Annotated in this window: 19 protein-coding genes and 2 tRNA genes; 8 read left to right on the top strand and 13 right to left on the bottom strand. The window is 65.3% G+C overall.

Going from position 1 to position 21,909, the window contains the following annotated elements:
* Positions 1 to 12: 12 nt before the first annotated feature.
* Positions 13 to 1,023 carry an endonuclease/exonuclease/phosphatase family protein gene (locus tag NFC73_RS13745; protein ID WP_254751070.1) on the top strand — a complete coding sequence of 337 codons (1,011 nt, stop codon included), beginning with the start codon at positions 13 to 15 and terminating at the stop codon, positions 1,021 to 1,023.
* Here NFC73_RS13745 and NFC73_RS13740 read toward each other — a convergent pair.
* Positions 1,020 to 1,778 (bottom strand): SDR family oxidoreductase, encoded by a 759-nt coding sequence (locus NFC73_RS13740; RefSeq protein WP_254751068.1) that lies wholly within the window; start codon positions 1,776 to 1,778, stop codon positions 1,020 to 1,022. The genes NFC73_RS13745 and NFC73_RS13740 overlap by 4 nt on opposite strands.
* Before the next feature lie 82 nt (positions 1,779 to 1,860).
* Between NFC73_RS13740 and valS the strand changes: the two genes are divergently transcribed.
* On the top strand, positions 1,861 to 4,479 hold the full coding sequence (valS, locus tag NFC73_RS13735; RefSeq protein ID WP_254751066.1) for a valine--tRNA ligase: 2,619 nt from the start codon (positions 1,861 to 1,863) through the stop codon (positions 4,477 to 4,479).
* A gap of 313 nt (positions 4,480 to 4,792) precedes the next feature.
* On the opposite strand, the gene NFC73_RS13730 is transcribed toward valS, so the two are convergent.
* The 6 genes from NFC73_RS13730 to NFC73_RS13705 form a co-directional block, all read right to left on the bottom strand.
* Entirely contained in the window at positions 4,793 to 5,407 is a 615-nt protein-coding gene (locus tag NFC73_RS13730) for a mycothiol-dependent nitroreductase Rv2466c family protein (protein WP_254751064.1), read from the bottom strand.
* A 68-nt stretch (positions 5,408 to 5,475) separates the two neighbouring features.
* Entirely contained in the window at positions 5,476 to 6,756 is a 1,281-nt protein-coding gene (gene clpX, locus NFC73_RS13725) for an ATP-dependent Clp protease ATP-binding subunit ClpX (RefSeq protein ID WP_056340575.1), read from the bottom strand.
* A 179-nt stretch (positions 6,757 to 6,935) separates the two neighbouring features.
* Complete coding sequence (locus tag NFC73_RS13720) at positions 6,936 to 7,595, bottom strand: ATP-dependent Clp protease proteolytic subunit (RefSeq protein WP_190988153.1); 660 nt, start codon at positions 7,593 to 7,595, stop codon at positions 6,936 to 6,938.
* Positions 7,596 to 7,634: 39 nt separating this feature from the next.
* A complete protein-coding gene (locus NFC73_RS13715) occupies positions 7,635 to 8,258 on the bottom strand; it encodes an ATP-dependent Clp protease proteolytic subunit (protein WP_254751233.1) in 624 nt (207 codons plus the stop codon).
* Positions 8,259 to 8,482: 224 nt separating this feature from the next.
* Complete coding sequence (gene tig, locus NFC73_RS13710) at positions 8,483 to 9,874, bottom strand: trigger factor (protein ID WP_254751062.1); 1,392 nt, start codon at positions 9,872 to 9,874, stop codon at positions 8,483 to 8,485.
* Positions 9,875 to 9,959: 85 nt separating this feature from the next.
* Positions 9,960 to 10,034, bottom strand: a tRNA-Pro gene (locus NFC73_RS13705).
* 148 nt (positions 10,035 to 10,182) lie between these two features.
* Between NFC73_RS13705 and NFC73_RS13700 the strand changes: the two genes are divergently transcribed.
* A tRNA-Gly gene (locus NFC73_RS13700) sits at positions 10,183 to 10,256 on the top strand.
* 58 nt (positions 10,257 to 10,314) lie between these two features.
* On the opposite strand, the gene NFC73_RS13695 is transcribed toward NFC73_RS13700, so the two are convergent.
* From NFC73_RS13695 to NFC73_RS13685, 3 genes are all read right to left on the bottom strand, one after another.
* Positions 10,315 to 11,235, bottom strand: coding sequence for an Fpg/Nei family DNA glycosylase (locus NFC73_RS13695; RefSeq protein WP_254751060.1), 921 nt, complete (start codon positions 11,233 to 11,235; stop codon positions 10,315 to 10,317).
* Positions 11,235 to 11,729 carry a ribose-5-phosphate isomerase gene (locus tag NFC73_RS13690; RefSeq protein ID WP_254751058.1) on the bottom strand — a complete coding sequence of 165 codons (495 nt, stop codon included), beginning with the start codon at positions 11,727 to 11,729 and terminating at the stop codon, positions 11,235 to 11,237. The genes NFC73_RS13695 and NFC73_RS13690 overlap by 1 nt, the downstream gene beginning before the upstream one ends.
* 79 nt (positions 11,730 to 11,808) lie before the next feature.
* Entirely contained in the window at positions 11,809 to 12,825 is a 1,017-nt protein-coding gene (locus NFC73_RS13685) for a hypothetical protein (protein ID WP_254751056.1), read from the bottom strand.
* A gap of 110 nt (positions 12,826 to 12,935) precedes the next feature.
* On the opposite strand from NFC73_RS13685, the gene pepN reads away from it, so the two are divergent.
* Complete coding sequence (gene pepN, locus NFC73_RS13680; protein ID WP_254751054.1) at positions 12,936 to 15,503, top strand: aminopeptidase N; 2,568 nt, start codon at positions 12,936 to 12,938, stop codon at positions 15,501 to 15,503.
* Positions 15,504 to 15,512: 9 nt separating this feature from the next.
* Complete coding sequence (locus NFC73_RS13675) at positions 15,513 to 15,986, top strand: OsmC family protein (protein ID WP_254751052.1); 474 nt, start codon at positions 15,513 to 15,515, stop codon at positions 15,984 to 15,986.
* A gap of 102 nt (positions 15,987 to 16,088) precedes the next feature.
* On the opposite strand, the gene NFC73_RS13670 is transcribed toward NFC73_RS13675, so the two are convergent.
* On the bottom strand, positions 16,089 to 17,081 hold the full coding sequence (locus NFC73_RS13670) for a Rossmann-fold NAD(P)-binding domain-containing protein (protein WP_254751050.1): 993 nt from the start codon (positions 17,079 to 17,081) through the stop codon (positions 16,089 to 16,091).
* A gap of 120 nt (positions 17,082 to 17,201) precedes the next feature.
* Between NFC73_RS13670 and NFC73_RS13665 the strand changes: the two genes are divergently transcribed.
* Complete coding sequence (locus tag NFC73_RS13665; protein ID WP_254751048.1) at positions 17,202 to 17,900, top strand: mechanosensitive ion channel family protein; 699 nt, start codon at positions 17,202 to 17,204, stop codon at positions 17,898 to 17,900.
* Positions 17,901 to 17,904: 4 nt separating this feature from the next.
* Positions 17,905 to 18,357: a globin gene (locus NFC73_RS13660; protein ID WP_305884513.1), complete on the top strand. Its 453-nt coding sequence runs from the start codon at positions 17,905 to 17,907 to the stop codon at positions 18,355 to 18,357.
* 51 nt (positions 18,358 to 18,408) lie between these two features.
* Here the strand turns inward: NFC73_RS13660 and NFC73_RS13655 are convergent, their stop codons facing one another.
* Positions 18,409 to 19,065, bottom strand: a complete 657-nt coding sequence (locus NFC73_RS13655; protein WP_254751046.1) for a DUF8185 domain-containing protein — start codon at positions 19,063 to 19,065, stop codon at positions 18,409 to 18,411.
* 63 nt (positions 19,066 to 19,128) lie between these two features.
* Between NFC73_RS13655 and NFC73_RS13650 the strand changes: the two genes are divergently transcribed.
* Complete coding sequence (locus tag NFC73_RS13650) at positions 19,129 to 20,109, top strand: acyl-CoA thioesterase (RefSeq protein ID WP_254751044.1); 981 nt, start codon at positions 19,129 to 19,131, stop codon at positions 20,107 to 20,109.
* A 94-nt stretch (positions 20,110 to 20,203) separates the two neighbouring features.
* Here NFC73_RS13650 and ettA read toward each other — a convergent pair whose 3' ends face one another.
* The gene (ettA, locus tag NFC73_RS13645; RefSeq protein WP_058932192.1) at positions 20,204 to 21,886 is read right to left on the bottom strand and encodes an energy-dependent translational throttle protein EttA; all 1,683 of its coding nucleotides are present in this window, start codon (positions 21,884 to 21,886) and stop codon (positions 20,204 to 20,206) included.
* Positions 21,887 to 21,909: the final 23 nt, after the last annotated feature.

Here is a 21,909-nt window from a genome sequence, read left to right as displayed (position 1 = left end):
TTCCGGTCCCTGATGGGCCATCGTGCACACCGCGGCTGGCTGTGGTCTGCTGGCCTGGTTGCGGCACCTGTTGTGGTGGTGTCCTGGTTCCGCACCGTCCCGGCGCCGTGGCCGCCGCTTGTGGTACAGGTGGTGGCCTTTACGCCGTGGCTGGCATTCCTCGCCGCGGCCGCGGTGTTGTTGGCACTGCCCAGCCGGCGTGCCTGGGCTATCCTGCCGGCGGCAATCCTGCTGACCGCACAGCTTATCTGGCTGTTCCCGCCGGAGGTGTTCCTGGCCCGGCAGGGAGGGTACCCCCAGGTCCGGGGGCCGGATGCCCCGGCCGCGGCGAAGCTGACAGTCATGAACCTCAATGCCCGGCTCGGAGGTGCTGATAGCGCCGCCATCGTCCGGCTGGTCAAGGACCACCATGTTGGCCTGCTGACCGTCCAGGAGCACAGCCTGGAGCTGGAGAAGCGGCTGGCGCGTGCGGACCTGGGCAGCGTGCTTCCCCACCGCGTATCCCATCCCCGGAACGGAGCGGCCGGCAGCGCCGTCTACTCGTCTTTCCCGCTCAAGGAGGTGGGACTGGTCCCTGACACAGCGTTCAGTATGCCGGTTGTCCGGCTTGAGACCGGCGACCCGGGCGCCGGCGCCGGCCTGACGGTCATCAATGTGCACACGCACGCGCCCGTGGACAGTGCCGTTCATCAATGGCGAAGTGACCTTGCAGCGGTGGCCCGGGCAGGCAGCGGAGCCGGTCCTACGCTTCTGGCCGGCGATTTCAACGCGACATATGACCACTGGGAATTCCGCGCGATGCTGGAGGGGGCCGGCGGCGGCCTGAAACTGGTGGATGTTGCAACCGCGTTGGGCAGCCGGCTCATCCCCACCTGGCCGATGCGGGATTACAGCCTTCCCGGAGTGACTCTGGACCATGTGGTGACCAGCCCTGACGTTTCAGGTTCGGGGTACTCGGTCCACCCGGTCAACGGTACCGACCACGCTGCAGTGATCGCTACCCTGGAGATCCGCCTTCCCTAACGCTTGCGGATCAGCTTGTGCGTGGCCGCCTGCGCAACGGGCCGGATCACGATCTGGTCCAGGTTGACATGGTGCGGCGCGCTGACGGCGTAGCGCACCACGTCGGCGACGTCGGCTGCGGTCAGGGGCTTCTCCACGCCCTCGTAAACCTTCTCCGCGGCGTCCTGGTCACCAAAGCGGTTGAGCGCGAACTCTTCGGTGCGGACAAGGCCCGGGGCTACCTCGATGACGCGGATGTTGTGTTCCGCCTCTTCCAGCCGGAGGGCACCGGTCAGTGCGTGCTGGGCAAACTTGGCGGCGTTGTAGCCGCCGCCGCCCTCGTAGGCCACCAGTCCGGCGGTCGACGTCAGGTTCAGGACAGTTCCTTCGCCGGTGGCACGGAGCATCGGCAGGAACGCCCGGGTGAGCTTCACGGTGCCGAGGACGTTGACCCGGAACATCCACTCCCAGTCCTCGGTGTTGGCCTCGCCCACCAGGTCAGCACCCCGGGCCCCGCCGGCGATGTTGATGAGCGTCCCCACGCCGCCGGCTTCGGTGACGCGGGCAAGGAGCCGGGCGACGTCGTCGTCCTCGGTGATGTCAGCGGGAATTCCGACGGCGCCGGTCTCCGCTTCCAGCGCGGCGAGGCGTTCGGCGCGGCGTGCCACAGCGAATACCGTCCAGTTTTCCGCCCGCAATGCCCGCACGGTCGCCTCGCCGATGCCGGTGCTGGCGCCCGTTACTACTGCTGTCTTGTTCAGTGAATCTTCAGTCATGGCACCACCCTAACGGGCCCGGCCGGTGGCATACGTGGAGCGATGTCGCCGGATGAAGTCCTGGTCATGAAACAATTGCCAGATGGCTGAAGACACTCAGGGTACAGACACGCCCTCCACCGCCCCTATCAACGTTCCGGACAAGCCCGCCCTTGAGGGGCTCGAAGCTGCCCTCACGCAGCGCTGGCTTGCCGAAGGGACCTACAAGTTCAACCCGGACACCACCCGGGAGCAGGTCTACTCGATCGACACTCCCCCACCCACGGCGTCCGGCTCCCTGCACGTGGGGCACATGTTCTCCTTCACGCAGACGGACGTGTTGGCCCGCTACCAGCGCATGACCGGCAAGAACGTGTTCTACCCGATGGGTTGGGATGACAACGGCCTGCCCACCGAGCGCCGCGTCCAGAACTACTACGGCGTGCGCTGCGACCCGGCCATCCCGTACGACGCCGGCTACCGCGCTCCGGCCGAGCCCGCCAAGAACCAGCGCGATTTTGACGTCGTCTCGCGCCGGAACTTCATCGAGCTGTGTGAAGAACTTGCCGTGGAGGACGAGAAGGTCTTCGAAAGCCTCTTCCAGCAGCTCGGTCTTTCCGTGGACTGGCAGCTGACGTACCGGACCATCGATGACGCCTCCCGCGAAGTCTCCCAGCGCGCCTTCCTGGCCAACCTGGCAGCCGGCGATGCGTACATGGCCGAAGCGCCAACTCTCTGGGACATCACCTTCCGCACGGCCGTGGCCCAGGCGGAACTCGAAGACCGCGAAGTTGCCGGCGCGTACTACCGCTATCCGTTCTTCACCGAAGACGGCGAGAAGATCTATGTCGAGACCACCCGTCCCGAACTGCTGGCAGCCTGCGCCGCCCTCGTTGCAAACCCCGACGACGAGCGGTACCAGCCGCTGTTCGGCAAGATGGTCACGTCCCCGGTCTTCGGTGTTGAGGTTGAGGTCAAGGCCCACCCGCTGGCCAAGGCGGACAAGGGCTCCGGCATCGCCATGGTGTGCACGTTCGGTGACCTCACCGACGTCACCTGGTGGCGGGAACTCCAGCTGCCCACCCGTGCCATCGTGGGCCGGGACGGCCGGATCGTCGGCGAAACCCCGGACTGGATCACCACCGATGCAGGGCGCACCGCCTACGAAGCCATTGCCGGCAAGACCGTCTTCAGCGCCAAGGAAGCAGTGGTGGAGCTCCTGGCCGCCGAAGATCTGATCGACGGCGAACCGAAGAAGATCATGCACCCGGTGAACTTCTACGAAAAGGGCGACAAGCCCCTCGAGGTTGTCACCTCACGCCAGTGGTACTACCGCAACGGCGGCCGCGACGAAGAGCGCCGCGCCCGCCTGATCGCGCGCGGCCAGGAGATCGACTTCCACCCGGCCTTTATGCGGTCCCGCTTCGAAAACTGGATCTCCGGGCTGAACGGGGACTGGCTCGTGTCCCGCCAGCGCTTCTTCGGTGTGCCCATTCCCGTCTGGTACCCGCTGGACACCGACGGCAACCCGCGGTACGACGCCCCGATCGTGCCCCTGGATGAGCAGCTGCCGGTTGACCCTGCGGCCGATGCCGCACCGGGTTACGACGAAGCCCAGCGCGGTGTTCCCGGTGGCTTCGCCGGCGACGCCGACATCCTGGATACGTGGGCCACGTCGTCCCTGACGCCGCAGATTGTGGGCGGCTGGAGCCGGGACGAGGACCTCTTCGCCAAGGTCTTCCCGTTTGACCTGCGCCCCCAGGGCCACGACATCATCCGCACCTGGCTGTTCTCCTCGGTAGTCCAGGCTGATGCGCTGCAGCACGCCGCGCCGTGGAAGCATGCCGCCATCTCCGGCTGGATCCTGGACCCGGACCGGAAGAAGATGTCCAAGTCCAAGGGCAACGTGGTGGTTCCCACCGATGTGCTGGACGAATTCGGCTCCGACGCCGTCCGCTACTGGGCCACGTCCGCCAAGCTCGGCGCGGATACGGCATACGAGATCGCGCAGATGAAGATCGGCCGCCGCCTGGCCATCAAGTTGCTGAACGCCTCAAAGTTCGTCCTGAACCTGGGCGCGACGGAGAATTCCGTGGTCTCCACCGATCTCTCGGTGCTGACCAACCCGCTGGACCGCGCGGTGCTGGCCCAGCTGGCGGAGGTGGTGGGCCAGTCCACCAAGGCGTTCGAGAATTATGACTACGCCCGGGCCCTGCAGATCACTGAGAGCTTCTTCTGGCAGTTCACGGACGATTACGTGGAGCTCATCAAGGACCGCGCCTACGGTGCCGCCGGCGACGCTGAGCAGGCCTCCGTGCTGGCAGCTCTTGCCACCAGCCTGGACACCCTGCTGCGCCTGTTCGCCCCGTTCCTGCCCTTCGCCACGGAAGAGGTCTGGGGCTGGTGGCGCAACGGCTCCGTACACCGTGCACAGTGGCCCACGGCAGTGGACGTGGACGGCGACACTACCCTGCTTGCCACCGTTGGCACGGCGCTGAGCGGTGTCCGCAAGGCAAAGTCCGAGGCCAAGGTCAAGCAGCGCACCGAGGTCCTCTCCGCCACCATCACGGCGTCGGAATCCCTGACCACGCAGTTGAAGGCCGGACTGGGCGATCTGAAGGCAGCCTCGAACGCCCGCGAACTGACCCTCGTGGCAGGCGACGGCGAACTGACCGTCAGCGATGTCGTGCTGGCCGCTCCGGAGGAACAGCCCAGGGCCTGACCTGTTTTTGGGCAAAGGGGAAGCCCCATCAGCGTTTTGCCGTTGGTGGGGCTTCGACTTTTCGGCCATCCTGGTGACGTCTTTGATGGTCTGGCAGGATCCTTGGATCTTCAGGTCTTCCTACCTCGTCACTGGTAGCTTGTATCTGACTTTGCCGATGGCTGCGTCGGATACATATCACTGAATCTTTGGTTCCTGCGTCCCGCTTCTTTCGAAGTGGGTAAGAACTATTGTTGTCCCGCCGGTTTAGATACGCAAGAGCCCCGGACGAACTACATCAGAGTAGTTCGTCCGGGGCTCTTTGCTGTCTGCGTCAGTTGAATTCGGGACGTTCGCTGCGGCTGCGCTTAATCTCGAAGAAGTGCGGGTACGAGGCGAGTGTGACGGTGGCATCCCACAGCCGGCCCGCCTGCTCGCCGCGCGGGATGCGGGTCAGCACGGGGCCGAAGAAAGCAGTTCCGTTGAAGGCAACAACCGGCGTGCCGACGTCCTGGCCCACCAGCGAGATGCCCTCCTCATGGCTGGCCCTCAGCTGGGTGTCAAAAGCGTCCATTGCGGCAACGTCTGCCAGGCCGGCCGGGAGTCCGCACTCCGCCAGTGCCTTGCTGATGACAACGCCGAAGTCCTTCTCCCCGCCAAGGTGGATCAGGGTGCCCATGGCATCGTAGAGCGGCTTCACCACGTGGTCGCCGTGCTGCTCCTGGGCCGCAATGATGACCCGGACCGGGCCCCATGCGGTGTCCATGGCTTCGCGGTACGCGGGTTCCAGGTCCCGGCCTTCGTTCAGGACAGAGAGGCTCATAACATGCCACACGGTTTTGATGTCGCGGACAGCCTCAACCTCGCCGATCCAGCGTGAGGTGATCCAGGCGAACGGGCACAGCGGATCAAACCAAAAGTCGGCCTGGTTGATGGTTTTTTCAGTCATGCGTGAGTCCTCTGTTCCTGGGCATGCGGGGGCGGAAGGCGGATGTGTCAGGCGGCGTGGCGGACGTGTCAGGCGGACTTGCGACGCTTGGTCACGTGCGGAATGAGGGTTGGCTCGGCCTTGCTGAGGACAACGTCGGCGGTGATGACCACGCTGGCCACGTCTTCGCGGCTGGGGAGGTCGAACATGACCGGGAGCAGCACTTCCTCCATGATGGCGCGCAGGCCCCGGGCACCGGTGCCACGCTCCAGGGCCTGGTCGGCGATGGCATTGAGGGCGTCGTCATCGAAGACGAGTTCCACGCCGTCGATCTGGAACATCTTCTGGTACTGCTTGACCAGCGCGTTCTTCGGCGTGGAGAGGATCTGGATGAGCGCGTCGCGGTCCAGGCTGGAGACCGTGGTGATCACGGGAAGGCGGCCGATGAATTCCGGGATCAGACCGAACTTCAGGAGGTCCTCGGGCATCACTTCACCGTAGGAGTCCACCTTGTTGCTGGCATCGTTGAGTGGGGCGCCGAAGCCAATGCCTTTGCGTCCGGAACGCGAACCGATGATCTCCTCCAGCCCGGCAAAGGCGCCCGCCACGATAAACAGCACGTTGGTGGTGTCGATCTGGATGAATTCCTGGTGGGGGTGCTTGCGTCCGCCCTGGGGCGGAACGGAGGCGACGGTTCCTTCGAGGATCTTCAGGAGGGCCTGCTGCACGCCCTCACCGGAGACGTCCCGGGTAATGGAGGGATTCTCGCTCTTGCGCGAAATCTTGTCGATTTCGTCGATGTAGATGATGCCCTGTTCGGCCTTTTTGACGTCGTAATCCGCTGACTGGATAAGCTTGAGGAGGATGTTCTCCACGTCCTCACCCACATAGCCGGCTTCGGTGAGTGCCGTGGCGTCGGCAACAGCAAACGGAACATTCAACCGCCGCGCCAGTGTCTGGGCCAGGTAGGTTTTGCCGCAGCCCGTGGGGCCGATCAGGAGGATGTTGGACTTGGCGATTTCGACGTCGTCGTGGTGGCCGCCCTCGGCGAGGCTGCCGCTCTTCGGTGCGTGGCCGGCCTGGATCCGCTTGTAGTGGTTGTAGACGGCGACGGCGAGGGACCGCTTGGCAGGTTCCTGGCCGATGACGTATTCCTGCAGGAAGTCAAAGATTTCGCGGGGCTTGGGCAGTTCGAAGCTTCCCAGATCGGCGACTTCGGCGAGCTCTTCCTCAATGATCTCGTTGCAGAGCTCAATGCATTCGTCGCAGATGTAGACACCGGGCCCGGCTATAAGCTTCCGCACCTGCTTCTGGCTCTTTCCGCAGAAAGAACACTTCAGCAGATCCGTGCTCTCGCCAATCCGAGCCATATGTGAACCCCTTTAGTATCTTGCTGCCAGGCAGCTGTGCACCGTTGCTGGAATCGTGGCGGGCCTGGGAGGACCGGCCGTGACACCTTCCACTCTAGGTCACAATTGCGTCCAAGGGTGGAAAGCGAAGGCCGGTGCGGCCCAAATTACTGGACCGCACCGGCCGTTGAAGAGCCTTGTTACCGAGTGATGGCCTGGGGCTTCATCTTGCGGGAATCAAGCACCTGGTCAATGAGGCCGTAATCGAGCGCCTCGGCCGCGGTCAGGATCTTGTCACGCTCAATATCGTTGTTGACCTGCTCCGGGGTGCGGCCCGAGTGGTGGGCCAGCGTGTCCTCAAGCCACGAGCGCATCCGCATAACTTCCGCAGCCTGGATCTCAAGGTCCGAGGCCTGGCCGCCCTGGCCGCCGGAAAGTGCCGGCTGGTGGATCAGGACACGGGCGTTGGGCAGGGCGAGGCGCTTGCCAGGCGTGCCCGCTGCGAGGATCACGGCGGCAGCGCTGGCGGCCTGGCCGAGGCAGACGGTCTGGATCTCGGGCCGGATGTACGTCATGGTGTCGTAGATCGCGGTCATGGCGGTGAAGGACCCGCCCGGGGAGTTGATGTAGAGCGTGATGTCGCGGTCCGGGTCCGTGGACTCGAGAACCAGCAGCTGTGCCATCACGTCGTCAGCCGAGGCGTCGTCGATCTGGACACCGAGGAAGATGATGCGGTCCTCGAACAGTTTGGTGTACGGGTCCTGGCGCTTGAAGCCATACGGCGTGCGCTCTTCGAACTGGGGAAGTACGTAGCGGCTGGTCGGAAGGTTACCGGCAGTCGATCCGAAGTTGTAAGTCATTTTTGTTGCTCCTGATCTGAAAAGTTCGAAAGTGCCGGGTTACTTCTCGGTTGCCGACTCGCCGGAGGTGCCGTTGGCGGTGCCGCCGCCGCCGGAGACGGAACCGGCGTGGGCCGCAATCTTGTCGAAGAAGCCGTATTCGAGGGCTTCAGGCGCGGTGAACCACTTGTCGCGGTCGTTGTCCTTGAGGATGGTTTCCACGGACTGGCCGGTCTGGTCCGCGGTCAATTCGGCCATGACCTTCTTCATGTGCAGGATCAGCTCGGCCTGGATCTTAATGTCCGAGGCCGTGCCGCCGATGCCGCCGGAGGGCTGGTGCATCAGGACGCGGGCGTTGGGGGTGGCGTAGCGCTTGCCCTTGGTGCCGGAGGAGAGCAGGAACTGGCCCATGGAGGCTGCCAGGCCGGTGGCGACGGTGACGACGTCGTTCGGGATGAACTGCATGGTGTCATAGATGGCCATGCCCGCGGTCACGGAGCCGCCTGGAGAGTTGATGTAAAGGTAGATGTCCTTTTCCGGGTTCTCGGCGGACAGGAGCAGCAGCTGCGAGCAGATGGCGTTGGCGTTGTCGTCACGCACCTCGGAGCCCAGCCAGATGATGCGTTCCTTCAGGAGGCGGTTGTAGATGTAGTTGTCCTGGGCGGCCGGATCTACAGTCGCCATCCGGGGGGCCTCTGCGTGCTGTGACATGTGTACTTACCTCTCGCTGGTGACGGTGACATCACTGAACTTCACTACTTGGACACTAACCGGTTTGGTGGCCGATTTGTTCGCGGGAATCGCGCTGTTCGCTGACGGCGCACGATCCCCGCGACCGCCCGTTAACCAAGGCAGCCCCCGGACCAATAGGTCCGGGGGCTGCCTTCAGTCGCACTGCCAGGGGCGTGCTAGAACTTCACGGCTGCCGGGTCGTCACTCGGAGTGGCCTCGGTCTCGGCGGTGGTGCCTTTAGTAGCCCCAGCCTCAACGGCGGGAGCCTCTTCTTCGCCGCCGGGGCGGACGAAGTCGCTGAGGTCAACGGTCTTGCCGTCGGTGTCGGTCACGGTGGCCTGGCCCAGGACAACAGCCAGTGCCTTCCTGCGGCGGACCTCGGAAACCATCATGGGAACCTGGCCGCTCTGATCAATGATCTGGGCGAACTGGTTCGGGTCCATGCCGTACTGGCTGGCGGCGCTGACGATGTAGTCGATCAGCTCGGCCTGGCTGACATTGACTTCTTCCTTTTCGGCAATGGCGTCAAGGATGACTTCGTTCTGGAAGGCGCGGGCGGTGTTGGCCTTGACCTCTTCGCGGTGCTCCTCGGTGTCGTGTTCGCCTTCACCGTGGCCGTTGCCCTCCTTGAAGTGGGCGTCGACCTGCTCGTCGACCACGGAGTCCGGAACCGGAACCGCAATGAGCTCAACGAGCTTGTCCAGGACCTTGTCGCGGGCCTCTACGCCCTGCTCAACAACCTTGGAGTCGGCGGCTTGCTTGGCCAGGTCCTCGCGGAGTTCGGCGAGGGTATCGAACTCGGAGGCCAGCTGGGCGAAGTCGTCGTCGGCCTCGGGAAGCTCGCGCTCCTTGACAGCCTTGACAACAACCTTCACCTGGGCGGACTCACCGGCGTGGTCACCGCCCACCAGGGTGGTTTCGAAGATTGCGTCCTCGTCAACGCTGAGGCCGGTCACGGCCTCGTCCAGACCCTCGAGCATGGTTTCCGTGCCCACCTGGTAGGACAGGCCGGACGCGGAATCAACGTCGGCGCCGTCAATGGTGGCGGTGATGTCGATGGTCAGGAAGTCGCCATCGGCGGCCGGGCGGTCCACGGACTTCAGCGTGCCGAAGCGGCCGCGCAGTTCGTCCAGGGCCTTGTCAACGTCTTCGTCGGAGGATTCCGCTGCCGCTACCTCGACCTTGATGCCGGCATAGTCCGGGAGTTCGATCTCCGGACGGATATCCACCTCGGCGTGGAACTTCAGTTCCCCGTCCGTGGAGGTGGGGTCCGGAACTTCGGTGATCTCAACCTCGGGACGGCTCAGGGGGCGGATGCCGGATTCCTGGACTGCAGCCTGGTACCAGCCATTGAGGCCTTCGTTGATGGCCGTCTCCAGGACGTAGCCGCGGCCAACGCGCTGGTCGATCAGCTTGGACGGGACCTTGCCCTTACGGAAGCCAGGGACCTGGATCTGCGAAGCAACAGTCTTGTATGCCTCGTCGATGCTGGGCTTCAATTCCTCAAAAGGGACCTCAACATTGAGCTTGACCCGCGTGGGGGTGAGGTTCTCGACAGCGCTCTTCACGGTCTAAGTACTCCTGGGTTTGTGGGTTGGGTTTCTGCAAACGCATTTTTCTGCCCGGGCCGCTTGCACGGACCGAGCCGCAGAGTCGGGGTGACAGGATTTGAACCTGCGACTTCCTGCTCCCAAAGCAGGTGCTCTAGCCAAGCTGAGCTACACCCCGTAAGTGCACAGGCAAGTCTACGTTCATCCGGGCCTTCTTTGCACATTTGACACGTGGGGCATGAATTAGGTTTAGTTGTATCCGGCTTCAACAGCCAGCCCGAAGAAACGCCGAACAGCCTGATGCAACAGCTGAGCCGCATTTTTCCGGGGACGTAGCTTAGTGGTAAAGCCTCAGTCTTCCAAACTGATGATGCGGGTTCGATTCCCGTCGTCCCCTCCACATAGAGCAGGGCCCCTCACTGAGGGGCCCTGCTCTATTGTTCGGCCGGCTGGGTTGGCTACTGCTGGCAGCCGGGGCACCAGTAGAGCTTGCGGCCCACCATTTCGGTGATGGCCACCGGCACGGCGCAGACCCGGCAGGGCTGCCCTTCGCGCTTGTACACAAAGTGGGCATCGCCGCCCGCGGGCAGGAGCGCCCCTGGTTCCCGGTTATCCGGCTCCCAATACACCGGCGGTGTGGTGATGATCCGCCCGTCGCGGACGCCGTCGGCCATTACTGCGGCTGTGTCATCCCACAACAGACCGGCGGCGCCGCTGGAGAGTCCGGTACCCGGCAGCCACGGATCCAGCCGCTGCCGGAACAGCACTTCGGCCCGGTAGACATTCCCGACGCCGGCAATCACCTTCTGGTCCATCAGCAGCGCTGCGATAGACGTCTTGCGGGACAAAAGGCCCGTCACAAAGCGGGTCCTGTCCGCGGGATGGTTGTGCAGCGGATCCGGCCCCAGCCGGGCCAGGACGGCCCGGGCTTCTGCCTCGGTGATGGCCGCACAGGTGGTGGCACCCCGGAGGTCCGCCCAACCATGCTTGCTGACCAGCCGGACACGCACGGCGCCGCGGGGCTCGGGAGGTCCCGCGTACTCAACCATCCCGGCGTCGTCGGTAATTTCGGGGTCCTCGAAAACCTCGCGCTCCCCGATCTTCCGCGGGGCGCCGATGCTGGAGGCCCCGCGGAAGGTCGCGTCGCCGCCGAAGTCCCATGCCCCGTAGAGCCCCAGGTGGACGTGCAGCACCACGGCGTGGTCAAAGTGCAGGAAGAGGTGCTTGCCGTGGGCGCAGGAATCCGTCAGGATCTGGCCGTCCAGCAGGGCTGCGCCGGCAACGAACCGGCCCTGCGGGCTGCTGACGGACAGCGGCTCCCCGGTAAAGACGTCCCCGAACTGTTGCGCCAGGCGGCGGACTGAATGCCCTTCGGGCACTACTCGATGACCTCGCCGGTGGTTTCGTAAGCCGCGATCTTGCCGATGCGGCGGACGTGCCTTTCGTCGTTGCTGAAGGGCTCAGTCAGGAACGCCTCGATCAGTTCGGTTGCTTCCTCGACGGTGTGCTGGCGGCCGCCCACGGCCACCACGTTGGCGTCGTTGTGTTCGCGTGCCAACGTTGCGGTGGAGTGGTTCCAGGCGAGGGCTGCGCGGACCCCCTTGACCTTGTTGGCGGCGATCTGCTCACCGTTGCCCGAGCCGCCCAGGACGATGCCCAGGGCGTGGATGCCTGCCTGCTGGTCAGCGACGACGGCGAGCGCTGCGTTGATGCAGAAGGACGGGTAGTCGTCCAGGGCGTCGTATTCCTTGGGTCCGTGGTCCACCACGTCGTAGCCCTTGGCCGTGAGGTGGCTGACCAGGTGGGCGCTGAGTTCCATGCCTGCGTGGTCGGTGGCGATGTGTACCCGCGGGAAGGCAGGGGAAGAAGTCACAGCAGTATCCGTTCGTTTCGGCGCCGGGGGGCCAGCAGCGCTGGATCGGGCCAGGGTCAGATCATCAGGGACAAGGTTACTAGGACTCAGGCTCCGGCGCGCGTTCGCCAGGGGTGCCCCCGTGCGCCCTGGCAGCCACCCGGGTCAGGACTTCCGCCAGCCGGGCCGCGGATGCCGGACTGCCGCCGCTGACCGCAAGGTTGCGCCCATCGGTTTGATGCACGACGACGGCGGGGCCGCTGCTGACCAGCATCGCGGCGGTGCCGCTGTGGTTGCGGTAGCCCCACCCGCCGTAGTCGGCGGCGCGGACGTCCGCGGCACTTGCGCTGGAGATCGCGGCCGCCGGCACATCCATGACCGGTAGAACTCCGGCCACCAGGACACGCAGGCCACGGCGATCGGCCTTGACGCGGGCGCAGAGGAAAGCAGCGGCCACCACGGCGAGGGCAGCCACCAGGGCCCCGAGCCAGGGCAGCGCCACAGCGATCAGCGCGGCCGGGAACAGGCTTGCCACCGCGATCATCACAAAGACCGAACTGCGGGCGTGCACCCACATCCGGAACGTGTCCCCCGCCAGCTCCGGGTCAAGCTCGCGGGCGAGTGCCCGCTCCAGGGCCCGGTCATCGTCAAGGGACCACTGCCGGTCGGCCTTGAACACGAAGCCCATGATGACACCCAGCGACAACGCCGCCCCGCTGCCCAAGGCGAGGACCGTGAGATCCACCCGGGACTCCCGGGCGTCCGCCAAGCCGGCCTGCCCCACCAGCCCGGCCGCCAGGACGCTGGTGATGAACAGGCTCAGGAACAGTCCCGTCCCCATCATGATCCGGCGCATCACAGCGGGCCGGGACAGCGGTGCCGCCTGGAACATCACCAGCCAGCCTGAGGCGATGATAAGCAGCGCGCCGCCGCCCGCATAGGCGCCGAACGGGGCAAAGGAGGCGCCGCCGTCGGCCGTCCAGCTGATGGCTACGGGGTCCGGAAGATCGGGACGCAGCAAGAAGGCGCAGAACATAAATGCCGCCGCCAGGACCATGGGAAAGCCGACGGCGAAGCGCAGTGCCTTGGTGTCCACCGAATCCCGGAACTTTCCCATGCATTAACGCTACTCCCGCCGGAGGCCGTGACAGAATGACTTCACTGTGCCGGTGCAGGCCACCGCCCGCCGGCAACCGCAACCCCTTCTGGAGGCCCCACTTGCCAGGTATGAACCTGACTCGCGCCGAAGCCCGCGAGCGTGCCGCACTCATCAACGTTGACTCCTACGATGTCATCCTCGACCTGACCAGGGGCGGGAAGGTCTTCCGGACCACCACCACGGTGAAGTTCACGGCAGTGCCGGGTTCCACCACTTTCATCGACGCCGTAACGCATGCCGTCCACAGCGTCACGCTCAATGGGCGCGCCCTGGACCCTGCGGCAGTCTCCGACGGTATCCGGATCCAGTTGCCGGACCTGGCCGCGGCCAACGAGCTCACGGTGGTGGCCGACGCGCCGTACATGAACACCGGCGAAGGCCTTCACCGCTTTGTGGATCCGGTGGACAACGAGGTGTACCTGTACACGCAGTTCGAGGTTCCCGATTCGCGCCGGATGTTTGCGGTGTTTGAGCAGCCCGACCTCAAGGGCACCTTCAGGTTCACGGTCACGGCGCCGTCACACTGGGATGTCATCTCCAACTCCCCCACCCCTGCCCCGGTGGAAGCCACACCAGGGGAGGACGGCGGCGCCCGCTCCGTCTGGACGTTCGCCCCCACACCGCGCCTGTCCTCCTACGTCACCGCCCTGATCGCCGGCCCGTACCAGTCGGTCCGCAGCGAAGTGGCCAGTTCCGACGGCCGCGTGATCCCGCTGGGAGTTTTTGCCCGGAAGTCCCTGATGCAGTATCTCGACGCGGACAACATCTTCGAGCTGACCCGTCAGGGCTTCGAATTCTTCGAGGCGCAGTTCGGCTTCCCGTACCCGTTCGAGAAGTACGACCAGCTCTTTGTGCCCGAGTTCAACGCCGGCGCCATGGAGAATGCCGGCGCGGTGACCATTCTCGAAGGCTACGTATTCCGGAGCAAGGTGACCGGGGCGCAGATCGAGCGCCGGGCCATCACCGTGCTGCACGAACTCGCGCACATGTGGTTCGGCGACCTGGTGACGATGCGCTGGTGGAACGACCTCTGGCTCAACGAATCCTTCGCCGAATACATGTCCCACCTCGCAGCCGTGGAAAACACGTCCTTCACCAGCGCGTGGACAACTTTCGCCTCGGTGGAGAAGTCCTGGGCCTACCGCCAGGACCAGTTGCCCACCACTCACCCGATCTTCGCGGACATCAGCGACCTGCAGGACGTGGAGGTCAACTTCGACGGCATCACCTACGCCAAGGGCGCCTCGGTCCTGCGCCAGCTGGTGGCCTGGGTGGGTCCGGAACAGTTTATGGCCGGGGTCCGGGAGTATTTCGCGAAGCACGCCTGGCAGAACACCGAGCTGAGCGACCTCATGGTGGAGCTCGAGAAGGCCAGCGGCCGCGACCTGGACCAGTGGGGCCGCCTCTGGTTGGAGACCGCCGGCGTCAATACGCTCAAGCCGGAGCTCGCCGTGGACGGCTCCGGGACGCTGACGTCCTTCACCATCGTGCAGTCCGCCGTCGAGGAGTGGCCCACCATCCGTCCGCACCGGCTCGCCGTCGGGTTCTACAACCTGAACAGCGCGGGCAAGCTGGAGCGCGTGCACCGCGAGGAGCTCGACGTGGACGGTGAGCGCACCGAGGTGCCGGAGCTGGCCGGCCTGGCGCAGCCTGACCTGATCCTGGTCAACGACGACGACCTCGCCTACGCCAAGGTCCGGCTGGACGAGAAGTCCCTTGCCACGGCAACGGCGCACCTGAAGGACTTCAGCGAGAGCCTGCCGCGAACCCTGGTGTGGAACTCCGCCTGGGATGCCGCCCGCGATGGCGAGTCCCCGGCGCGCCGGTATGTGGAGCTGATCCTGGCCAACGTGGCCGCGGAATCGGATTCGTCGGTGATCCTGGTCCAGCTGCGCCAGCTGGCCACCACGCTGAACTTCTATGTGGCCGACGGGCACCGCGAGGACACAACGGTCGCCGCCGTGGACACGCTCTGGGATCTGGCCCGCGCGGCACTTGGCGGGTCCGACGCCCAGCTGCAGTTTGTGAAGTCGTTTGCCCTGTTGGCCGGCAGCCCGGGCCAGCTGGGCACTGTCGCCGGGCTCCTGGACGGCACGGCCACCCTGGAGGGGCTGGCCGTGGACCAGGACCTCCGCTGGGAGCTGCTGGCGTCGCTGGTGGCCGGTGGCCGGCTGGGCCAGGCTGAGATCGACGCCGAACTGGAACGCGACAACACTGCCAGCGGACAGAACGCCGCGGCGCTGGCCACGGCCGCCATCCCCACCGCCGAAGCCAAGGCCGCCGCGTGGGACTCGATCGTGGTCACGGGAGAACTCTCCAATGCGCTCCAGGGTTCAGCGGTTACTGGCTTTATGCGGGTGCTGGACCGTTCGCTGCTTGAGCCGTACGCGGAAAAGTACTTCGAGGCAGTCCCCGGCATCGTGGCAAACCGCACGCACGCACTCGCCCAGCAGATCGTCGTCGGGCTTTACCCGGCGCTGCTGACCACGCAGGCAACGGTGGACCGGACGGATGCTTTCCTCGCCGGTCTTCCGGCCGACAGCAGTGCACTGCGCCGCATGATGCTGGAAAACCGGGACGGCGTGGCCCGGGCCCTGCGGGCACGCGCGGCCGACGTCCTGCCGGGCGAAGCCTAGGCCGGCGCGATGGGCCTCGGCGAGCACCACTATTCCCTGACCGTGCAGTGGACCGGCAACCTGGGTAACGGCACGTCGTCGTACCGGGGCTACTCACGGGACCACGACGTCCGGATCCCCGGACTGCCGGTCCTGCCCGGCTCGGCCGATCCGACGTTCCATGGGGATCGTGACCGCTACAACCCGGAGCAGCTGCTCCTGGCGGCGCTGGCGCAGTGCCATATGCTGTCGTTCCTGCATGTGGCGGTGAAGCACGGGGTGGTGGTGACCGACTATCAGGACGACGCCACCGGTGTGATGCGGCTGAACCGCGACGGCAGCGGACAGTTCGAGTCCGTCATGCTGAACCCGCGGGTGACCGTGGCGGACGCGGCGCACGTGGATCTGGCTGAACAGCTTCACCGCGAAGCCAACGCCGTCTGTTTCATCGCCCGGAGCGTCAACTTCCCGGTGCATCATTCACCCGTGACTTTGGTGGCCTGAGACTCCCAACTGGGTAGCGGCACATGTCGTTATGAGCGCTCATAACGACATGTGCCGCTACCTACTTCGGTGCGGCGCCACTTAGTTGGGTGGGGGCGGGACTCACCGGCTTCGAACAAGCTCCTCTGCCAGCCGGGCTTCGGTGGCTGGCGTGAGCCCGGCCTTCCGGGGGCGGTCCAGGCCGCGGCGGCGTTCGTCCTCAAGCGTGGCGGCCAGCGTTTCCTGCCACGGCCTTATCGCCAACCCGGCGGCCCTGGCAGCATGGTTCCTGCGGTTGCAGAACCCCTCGTGGCCCGGCGGCAGCCACAGCGGGACAGAGTCCGGTCCGGCCCAGTAGTCGACTCCCTGTTCCAGGAGCCAATCCTCCGGGGCATCGAGGGCCTTGCCTTCGTACCCAGCCACAGTTTTGGCCGCCTCGATGTACTCGCCAAAGGGCACGTGCTCCCCCACTGCGTTCAGCGGCCCTGTAACCCCGCGCTGGGCAGCATCGAGGACCCAGGCCGCGAGGTCCCGCACGTCAATCACTTGCGTGGCGTGGCCGGAGATGGCCGGGACCACGGCCGGGCCGTTGTCCCGGGCAAACCTTGCAGGCCAGTACCCATACCGGTCCGTCCCGTCGCCGGGGCCGCTGATCAGGCCGGCGCGGCAAAGGTGGGCCCTGTCCCCCGCCGCCTCCAGGGTGGCCTGTTCAATCGCTGACTTGGATTCCCCGTAGTTCTCCGGGGTGGATTCCGTGCCGGCCGGCAAGGCGGGCAGGAGTGCGGCGTCCTCGGCCGCTCCCGGCGTCGAAGCGTCCGCATAGACGGAGCAGCTGGACACAAACGTCCAGTGGGCGGTCCGGTGGGCCAGGACGGCCAGCGCCCCCTTGGCCAGGACAGGATCTCGGGCCACGTCAATGACCGCATCCCACTCCCCTGCCACCTGGGCGTAGCTGTTCGCGCCGAGTGAACGGTCCGCTTTTACCCACCGGACACCGGCCGGCGGTTTCGTCACGGATCCGCGGGCCAGACAGGTGACAGTGTGACCTGCGGAAACGGCCTGCCGGGCGATTTCGGACGAGAGAAAGGCGGTTCCGCCCAGAATGAGGATGCGCATGGGGCCACGCTACGGCGCTAGGGTTGAAAGAGAATAGAGCCTTATGCCGCGGGCGAACCTGTGCATGGGCCCGACGTCATCCCCGGCCGCCGCCGGTGACCCCCAAGGAGTTTTGCCTCTATGTTCAGCACGATGTCGCTTACACCGCCGCCCCTCACCTCGCAGCCCAACGGCGTCAGCATCACAGGCATCGCGATCAGCCTTGGCGTCGGAATCGCCGTGTGGCTGGTGGCGACGTTCGTGATTTCGCGGATCACCAAGCGCGTGGCTGCGGGTACCAATTTCTTCAAAAAACCGCATTTCAAGTGGGTCGCTCCGGCGCTGCGGGCACTGGACCATGAACGCCGCGTGCAGCGGGCGGAAACCATCGGTTCCCTGCTCAACAGCATCGTGGGCGTGCTGGTGGCCGTGATCACCATCATGTATGTGCTGCAGAACCTGGACATCAACATCGCCCCGCTGCTGACCAGCGTGGGAATCCTGGGTATCGCCATCGGTTTTGGCGCCCAGCAGCTGATCCGTGACTTCCTCGCCGGGATCTTCATCACCATCGAGGACCAGTACGGGATCGGCGACGTCATCGAAACCAGTGAAGTAGTGGGTGTGGTGGAGTCCATGGGGCTGCGCATCACCCGGGTCCGCTCGGAGGATGGCGCCATCTGGTACCTCCGTAACGGCGAGATCCTTCGCGTCGGCAACCGTTCGCAGGGCAACTACGTGCCAGTGCCGGACGCACCAGCTGCGGGCCCCGAAGCCGCACTGCACGAGCCGGCCAGCAACACCGAGACTAAAAAGACTGACCAGAAAGCCGGAGAATAGAGACATGACCATACCCGCCGAGCCGCAGCCGCCACGCCAGCTTATGCAGAACGATCCCTTCAGCCAGCCCGGCTACACGGAGAACTTCTATGACGCCGTGGGCGGACACGGGACGTTCGTCAAGCTGATCGATGTCTTTTACGACGGCGTCGCCACGGACCCGCTGTTGCGCCCGATGTACCCGGAGGAGGACCTCGAACCGGCCAAGCGGCGGTTCCTGATGTTCCTGGAGCAGTACTGGGGCGGCCCCACCACGTACGGCGAGGAACGCGGCCACCCGCGCCTGCGGATGCGCCACATACCGTTCCGGGTCACGCCGGAGGCCAAGGACCGCTGGCTGTTCCACATGCGGACCGCTGTCGATGCCCTGGAACTGCCACCCTTGTACGAGGGAACCCTCTGGGACTACATGGAACGCGCCGCGCTGTCCATGGTGAACAGCCCGTCGGAGGCCTGACGCGGCCCATGGGCTTAGCGTACGGGCGCGTACGACGGCGGCTGGCCGGGCTTAGAGGCCGCTGCCGGTGCGCGCCAGGACGTGGCCGCGTGGACCGCTGAGGCGGAACCAACGGCCGGCCCGGTACAGCTTCTGGTCCGCGTCTGCGAGGAATCCCAGGGTGAGGGCCGCGAAGGCGGCTCCTGCCGGAAGGCCGGAGTCATCAAGGGCCCGGCCCCACACAGCGGCGCGTGCGTTGTTGACGATCAGCGCCCCCGGCTGGGCAGGCATGATGCCCGCCACTTCGGTGATGCCGGCTTCGGCCGCGCGCCGGAGTTCGGCATCCGGCAACGCACCCACCAGCTCCCAGCCGCTGCGCGGCGCGCCGACGCCTGTCCACGATTCGGTGACGGTGGACGGCGGCACCGGCAGCTCGACGTCGTCCTCCCCTGCCCTGGCAAGCCGGTCAAGGACGGCTGAGAGCGGCACCGTCACGTCAATCGCGGAAGGTTCCGCCAGCGCCATGGTCCGCAGGCCCAGGATGGTGGGCGTGGATTCGCCCAGCAGGCGGGGCCGCAGAATGCACACGTAGGCCGCGAGAACGGAACCTGCGGCCTGAAGCCGGATGGCGCCGTCGTCGACCGTCCTGGCACGTGTGGTGAATGTTCGCAGATCGGCGAGATCACGCGGGTCGGCGAACCGGAAGGACTTCGTTAGTAGGTCAGTCACACTAAGAACACTACCGGCTGAAGCTTGGTTGAGCAGCGACGGGGCGGCGTCTAGAGTCGATCCATGACTGAAGCCGAAACCGGACTGCTGGCGCCACCCAGCGGCGACCCCACCGAAACGCTCATCCAACTCCTTAACCTCGGTGAGCTTGAAGGCGCCCGGACCGATGAGGACATTTTCCTCGGCCCATCACAGCAGCAGCCCCGGCAGCGCGTGTTCGGCGGCCAGGTGCTGGCCCAGTCGCTGATCGCTTCCATGCGGACGGTGGACCCGGAACGGTTTGTCCACTCCATGCATGGCTACTTCCTCCGGCCTGGAGACGCCAACAAGCCCATCACGTTCGGTGTACAGCGCCTGCGTGACGGCCGGTCCTTTTCCGCCCGGCGGGTTCACGCCTACCAGGAAGGCGTGCCCATCCTTTCGATGATCGCGTCTTTCCAGGACCTGGACGAAGGCCTCGACCATGAATCCAAGATGCCCGCCGGCATTCCCGATCCTGAGTCGCTGCCGAGCACGGCCGACCTGCTGGGCAAGTTCGATCACCCCATCGCCCAGCATTGGGCTTACGAGCGGCCCTTTGATATCCGGCACGTCGACCCGCCGCTCTACGTTTCAGCCAAAGGCAAGAAGGAGGCCCGGAACGCCGTCTGGATGAAGACGTTCGGGCCCATGCCCGATGATTCAAACCTGCACCGGGCCGCCCTGGCCTACGCCAGCGACTACACGCTGCTGGAATCCATCCTGCGCCGCCACGGGCTGAGCTGGATCACGCCCGGCATGAGTGTCGCCAGCCTCGACCACGCCATGTGGTGGCACCGTCCCGCCCGGGTGGACGAATGGCTGCTTTATGTCCAGGAATCCCCCAGCGCCCAGGGAGCCCGCGGACTCGCCACGGGAAAAATCTTCAACCGGGCCGGGCAGCACGTCGCCTCGGTGGCGCAGGAGGGCATGGTCCGGGTTCCCACCGACCTGAAAAACAAAGTAGTTGGCGCGTTCCAGTCCAAAATCCTGGAGCACCAGATCCGCAAGGCCGGGCGGAACTAAGGCTGAGCCGGCTGGCGGAGCTGGCTGGCTGGCTGGCTTCCGGCAGGCAGCAGAAAGGCCGGCACCCCTGAGGGGGTGCCGGCCTTCTTTGCGATCAGTCGCGGGTGAGGCGGCGGTGCGTCACGCGGTGCGGCTTGGCCGCATCGGGTCCGAGCCGCTCGACCTTGTTCTCCTCGTAGGATTCGAAGTTGCCCTCGAACCAGTACCACTTGGCGGGGTTTTCCTCGTCGCCTTCGTAGGCCAGGATGTGTGTGGCCACCCGGTCCAGGAACCAGCGGTCGTGCGATACCACCACGGCGCAGCCGGGGAACTCCAGCAGCGCGTTTTCAAGGCTGCTGAGGGTTTCGACGTCGAGGTCGTTAGTGGGTTCGTCAAGGAGCAGCAGGTTACCGCCCTGTTTGAGCGTCAGTGCAAGGTTGAGCCGGTTGCGCTCACCACCGGAGAGCACCCCGGCCTTCTTCTGCTGGTCCGGACCCTTGAAGCCGAACGCGGCAACGTAGGCGCGGGACGGCATTTCGACCTGGCCCACCTGGATGTAATCGAGGCCGTCCGAAACAACTTCCCACAGGGTCTTGTTCGGGTCGATGCCGCCCCGGCTCTGGTCCGCGTAGGAGATCTTGACCGAATCGCCGATCTTCAGCTCGCCGCCATCGAGCGGCTCCAGGCCAATGATGGTTTTGAACAGCGTGGACTTGCCCACGCCGTTGGGGCCGATGACGCCGACGATGCCGTTGCGGGGAAGCGTGAAGGACAGTCCGTCGATCAGGGTGCGGTCGTCGAAGCCCTTCTGCAGGTTCCTGGCTTCCAGGACCAGCCCGCCCAGGCGCGGGCCCGGCGGGATCTGGATCTCTTCGAAGTCCAGCTTGCGCGTACGGTCAGCCTCGGCTGCCATCTCCTCGTAGCGGGCCAGACGGGCTTTGGACTTGGTCTGGCGGCCCTTGGCGTTGGAGCGTACCCACTCGAGTTCCTCGGTGAGGCGCTTGGCCTGCTTGGCGTCCTTTTTGCCCTGGACTTCCAGGCGGGCGCGCTTTTTCTCCAGGTACGTGGAGTAGTTGCCTTCGTAGGGGTACAGGTGGCCGCGGTCAACCTCGGCGATCCATTCCGCGACGTGGTCAAGGAAGTACCGGTCGTGGGTGACGGCCAGGACTGCGCCGGCGTAGCTGGAGAGGTGCTGTTCCAGCCACAGCACGCTCTCGGCGTCGAGGTGGTTGGTGGGCTCGTCCAGGAGCAGGAGGTCGGGCTTCTGCAGCAGGAGCTTGCAGAGGGCCACGCGGCGGCGCTCACCGCCGGAGAGCAGTGTCACGTCGGCGTCCGCGGGCGGGCAGCGGAGGGCGTCCATGGCCTGCTCGAGCTGGGAGTCGAGATCCCAGGCCTCAGCAGCGTCAATGGCTTCCTGCAGCTGACCCATTTCTTCGAGCAGGACGTCGAAGTCAGCGTCGGGGCTGGCCATTTCCTCGGAGATCTCGTTGAAGCGCTGGATCTTGCCGTAGATCTCGCCAACGCCTTCCTGGACGTTGCCCAGGACAGTCTTTTCCTCGTTCAGTGGCGGTTCCTGCAACAGGATCCCCACGGTGTAGCCAGGGCTGAGCCGGGCCTCACCGTTGGAGGGGATGTCCAGTCCGGCCATGATCTTCAGGATGGTGGACTTACCGGCACCGTTCGGGCCAACAACACCGATTTTGGCGCCCGGGAAGAACGACATGCTTACGTTGTCAAGAATGAGTTTTTCGCCAACTGCCTTGCGGGCATTGGTCATTGTGTAGATAAATTCCGCCATGGTTCCAAATCTAGTGGGTTGGC

This window comes from Pseudarthrobacter humi (assembly GCF_024294965.1).
Classification (GTDB): Bacteria; Actinomycetota; Actinomycetes; order Actinomycetales; family Micrococcaceae; genus Arthrobacter; species Arthrobacter humi.
The sequence above is the reverse complement of the archived record's forward strand: the minus strand, read 5'-3'. Positions and strand labels throughout refer to the sequence as shown.

Coding starts and splice junctions, on each gene's coding strand:
- NFC73_RS13730 (WP_254751064.1), bottom strand. CDS start 5,407: ATGACTGAAAAAACCATCAACCAGGCCGACTTTTGGTTTGATCCGCTG.
- NFC73_RS13720 (WP_190988153.1), bottom strand. CDS start 7,595: ATGACTTACAACTTCGGATCGACTGCCGGTAACCTTCCGACCAGCCGC.
- NFC73_RS13660 (WP_305884513.1), top strand. CDS start 17,905: ATGACCATACCCGCCGAGCCGCAGCCGCCACGCCAGCTTATGCAGAAC.
- NFC73_RS13740 (WP_254751068.1), bottom strand. CDS start 1,778: ATGACTGAAGATTCACTGAACAAGACAGCAGTAGTAACGGGCGCCAGC.
- NFC73_RS13650 (WP_254751044.1), top strand. CDS start 19,129: ATGACTGAAGCCGAAACCGGACTGCTGGCGCCACCCAGCGGCGACCCC.
- ettA (WP_058932192.1), bottom strand. CDS start 21,886: ATGGCGGAATTTATCTACACAATGACCAATGCCCGCAAGGCAGTTGGC.
- NFC73_RS13665 (WP_254751048.1), top strand. CDS start 17,202: ATGTTCAGCACGATGTCGCTTACACCGCCGCCCCTCACCTCGCAGCCC.
- clpX (WP_056340575.1), bottom strand. CDS start 6,756: ATGGCTCGGATTGGCGAGAGCACGGATCTGCTGAAGTGTTCTTTCTGC.
- NFC73_RS13715 (WP_254751233.1), bottom strand. CDS start 8,258: ATGGCGACTGTAGATCCGGCCGCCCAGGACAACTACATCTACAACCGC.
- NFC73_RS13685 (WP_254751056.1), bottom strand. CDS start 12,825: ATGGGAAAGTTCCGGGATTCGGTGGACACCAAGGCACTGCGCTTCGCC.
- NFC73_RS13745 (WP_254751070.1), top strand. CDS start 13: ATGGGCCATCGTGCACACCGCGGCTGGCTGTGGTCTGCTGGCCTGGTT.
- NFC73_RS13670 (WP_254751050.1), bottom strand. CDS start 17,081: ATGCGCATCCTCATTCTGGGCGGAACCGCCTTTCTCTCGTCCGAAATC.
- NFC73_RS13675 (WP_254751052.1), top strand. CDS start 15,513: ATGGGCCTCGGCGAGCACCACTATTCCCTGACCGTGCAGTGGACCGGC.
- pepN (WP_254751054.1), top strand. CDS start 12,936: ATGAACCTGACTCGCGCCGAAGCCCGCGAGCGTGCCGCACTCATCAAC.
- valS (WP_254751066.1), top strand. CDS start 1,861: ATGGCTGAAGACACTCAGGGTACAGACACGCCCTCCACCGCCCCTATC.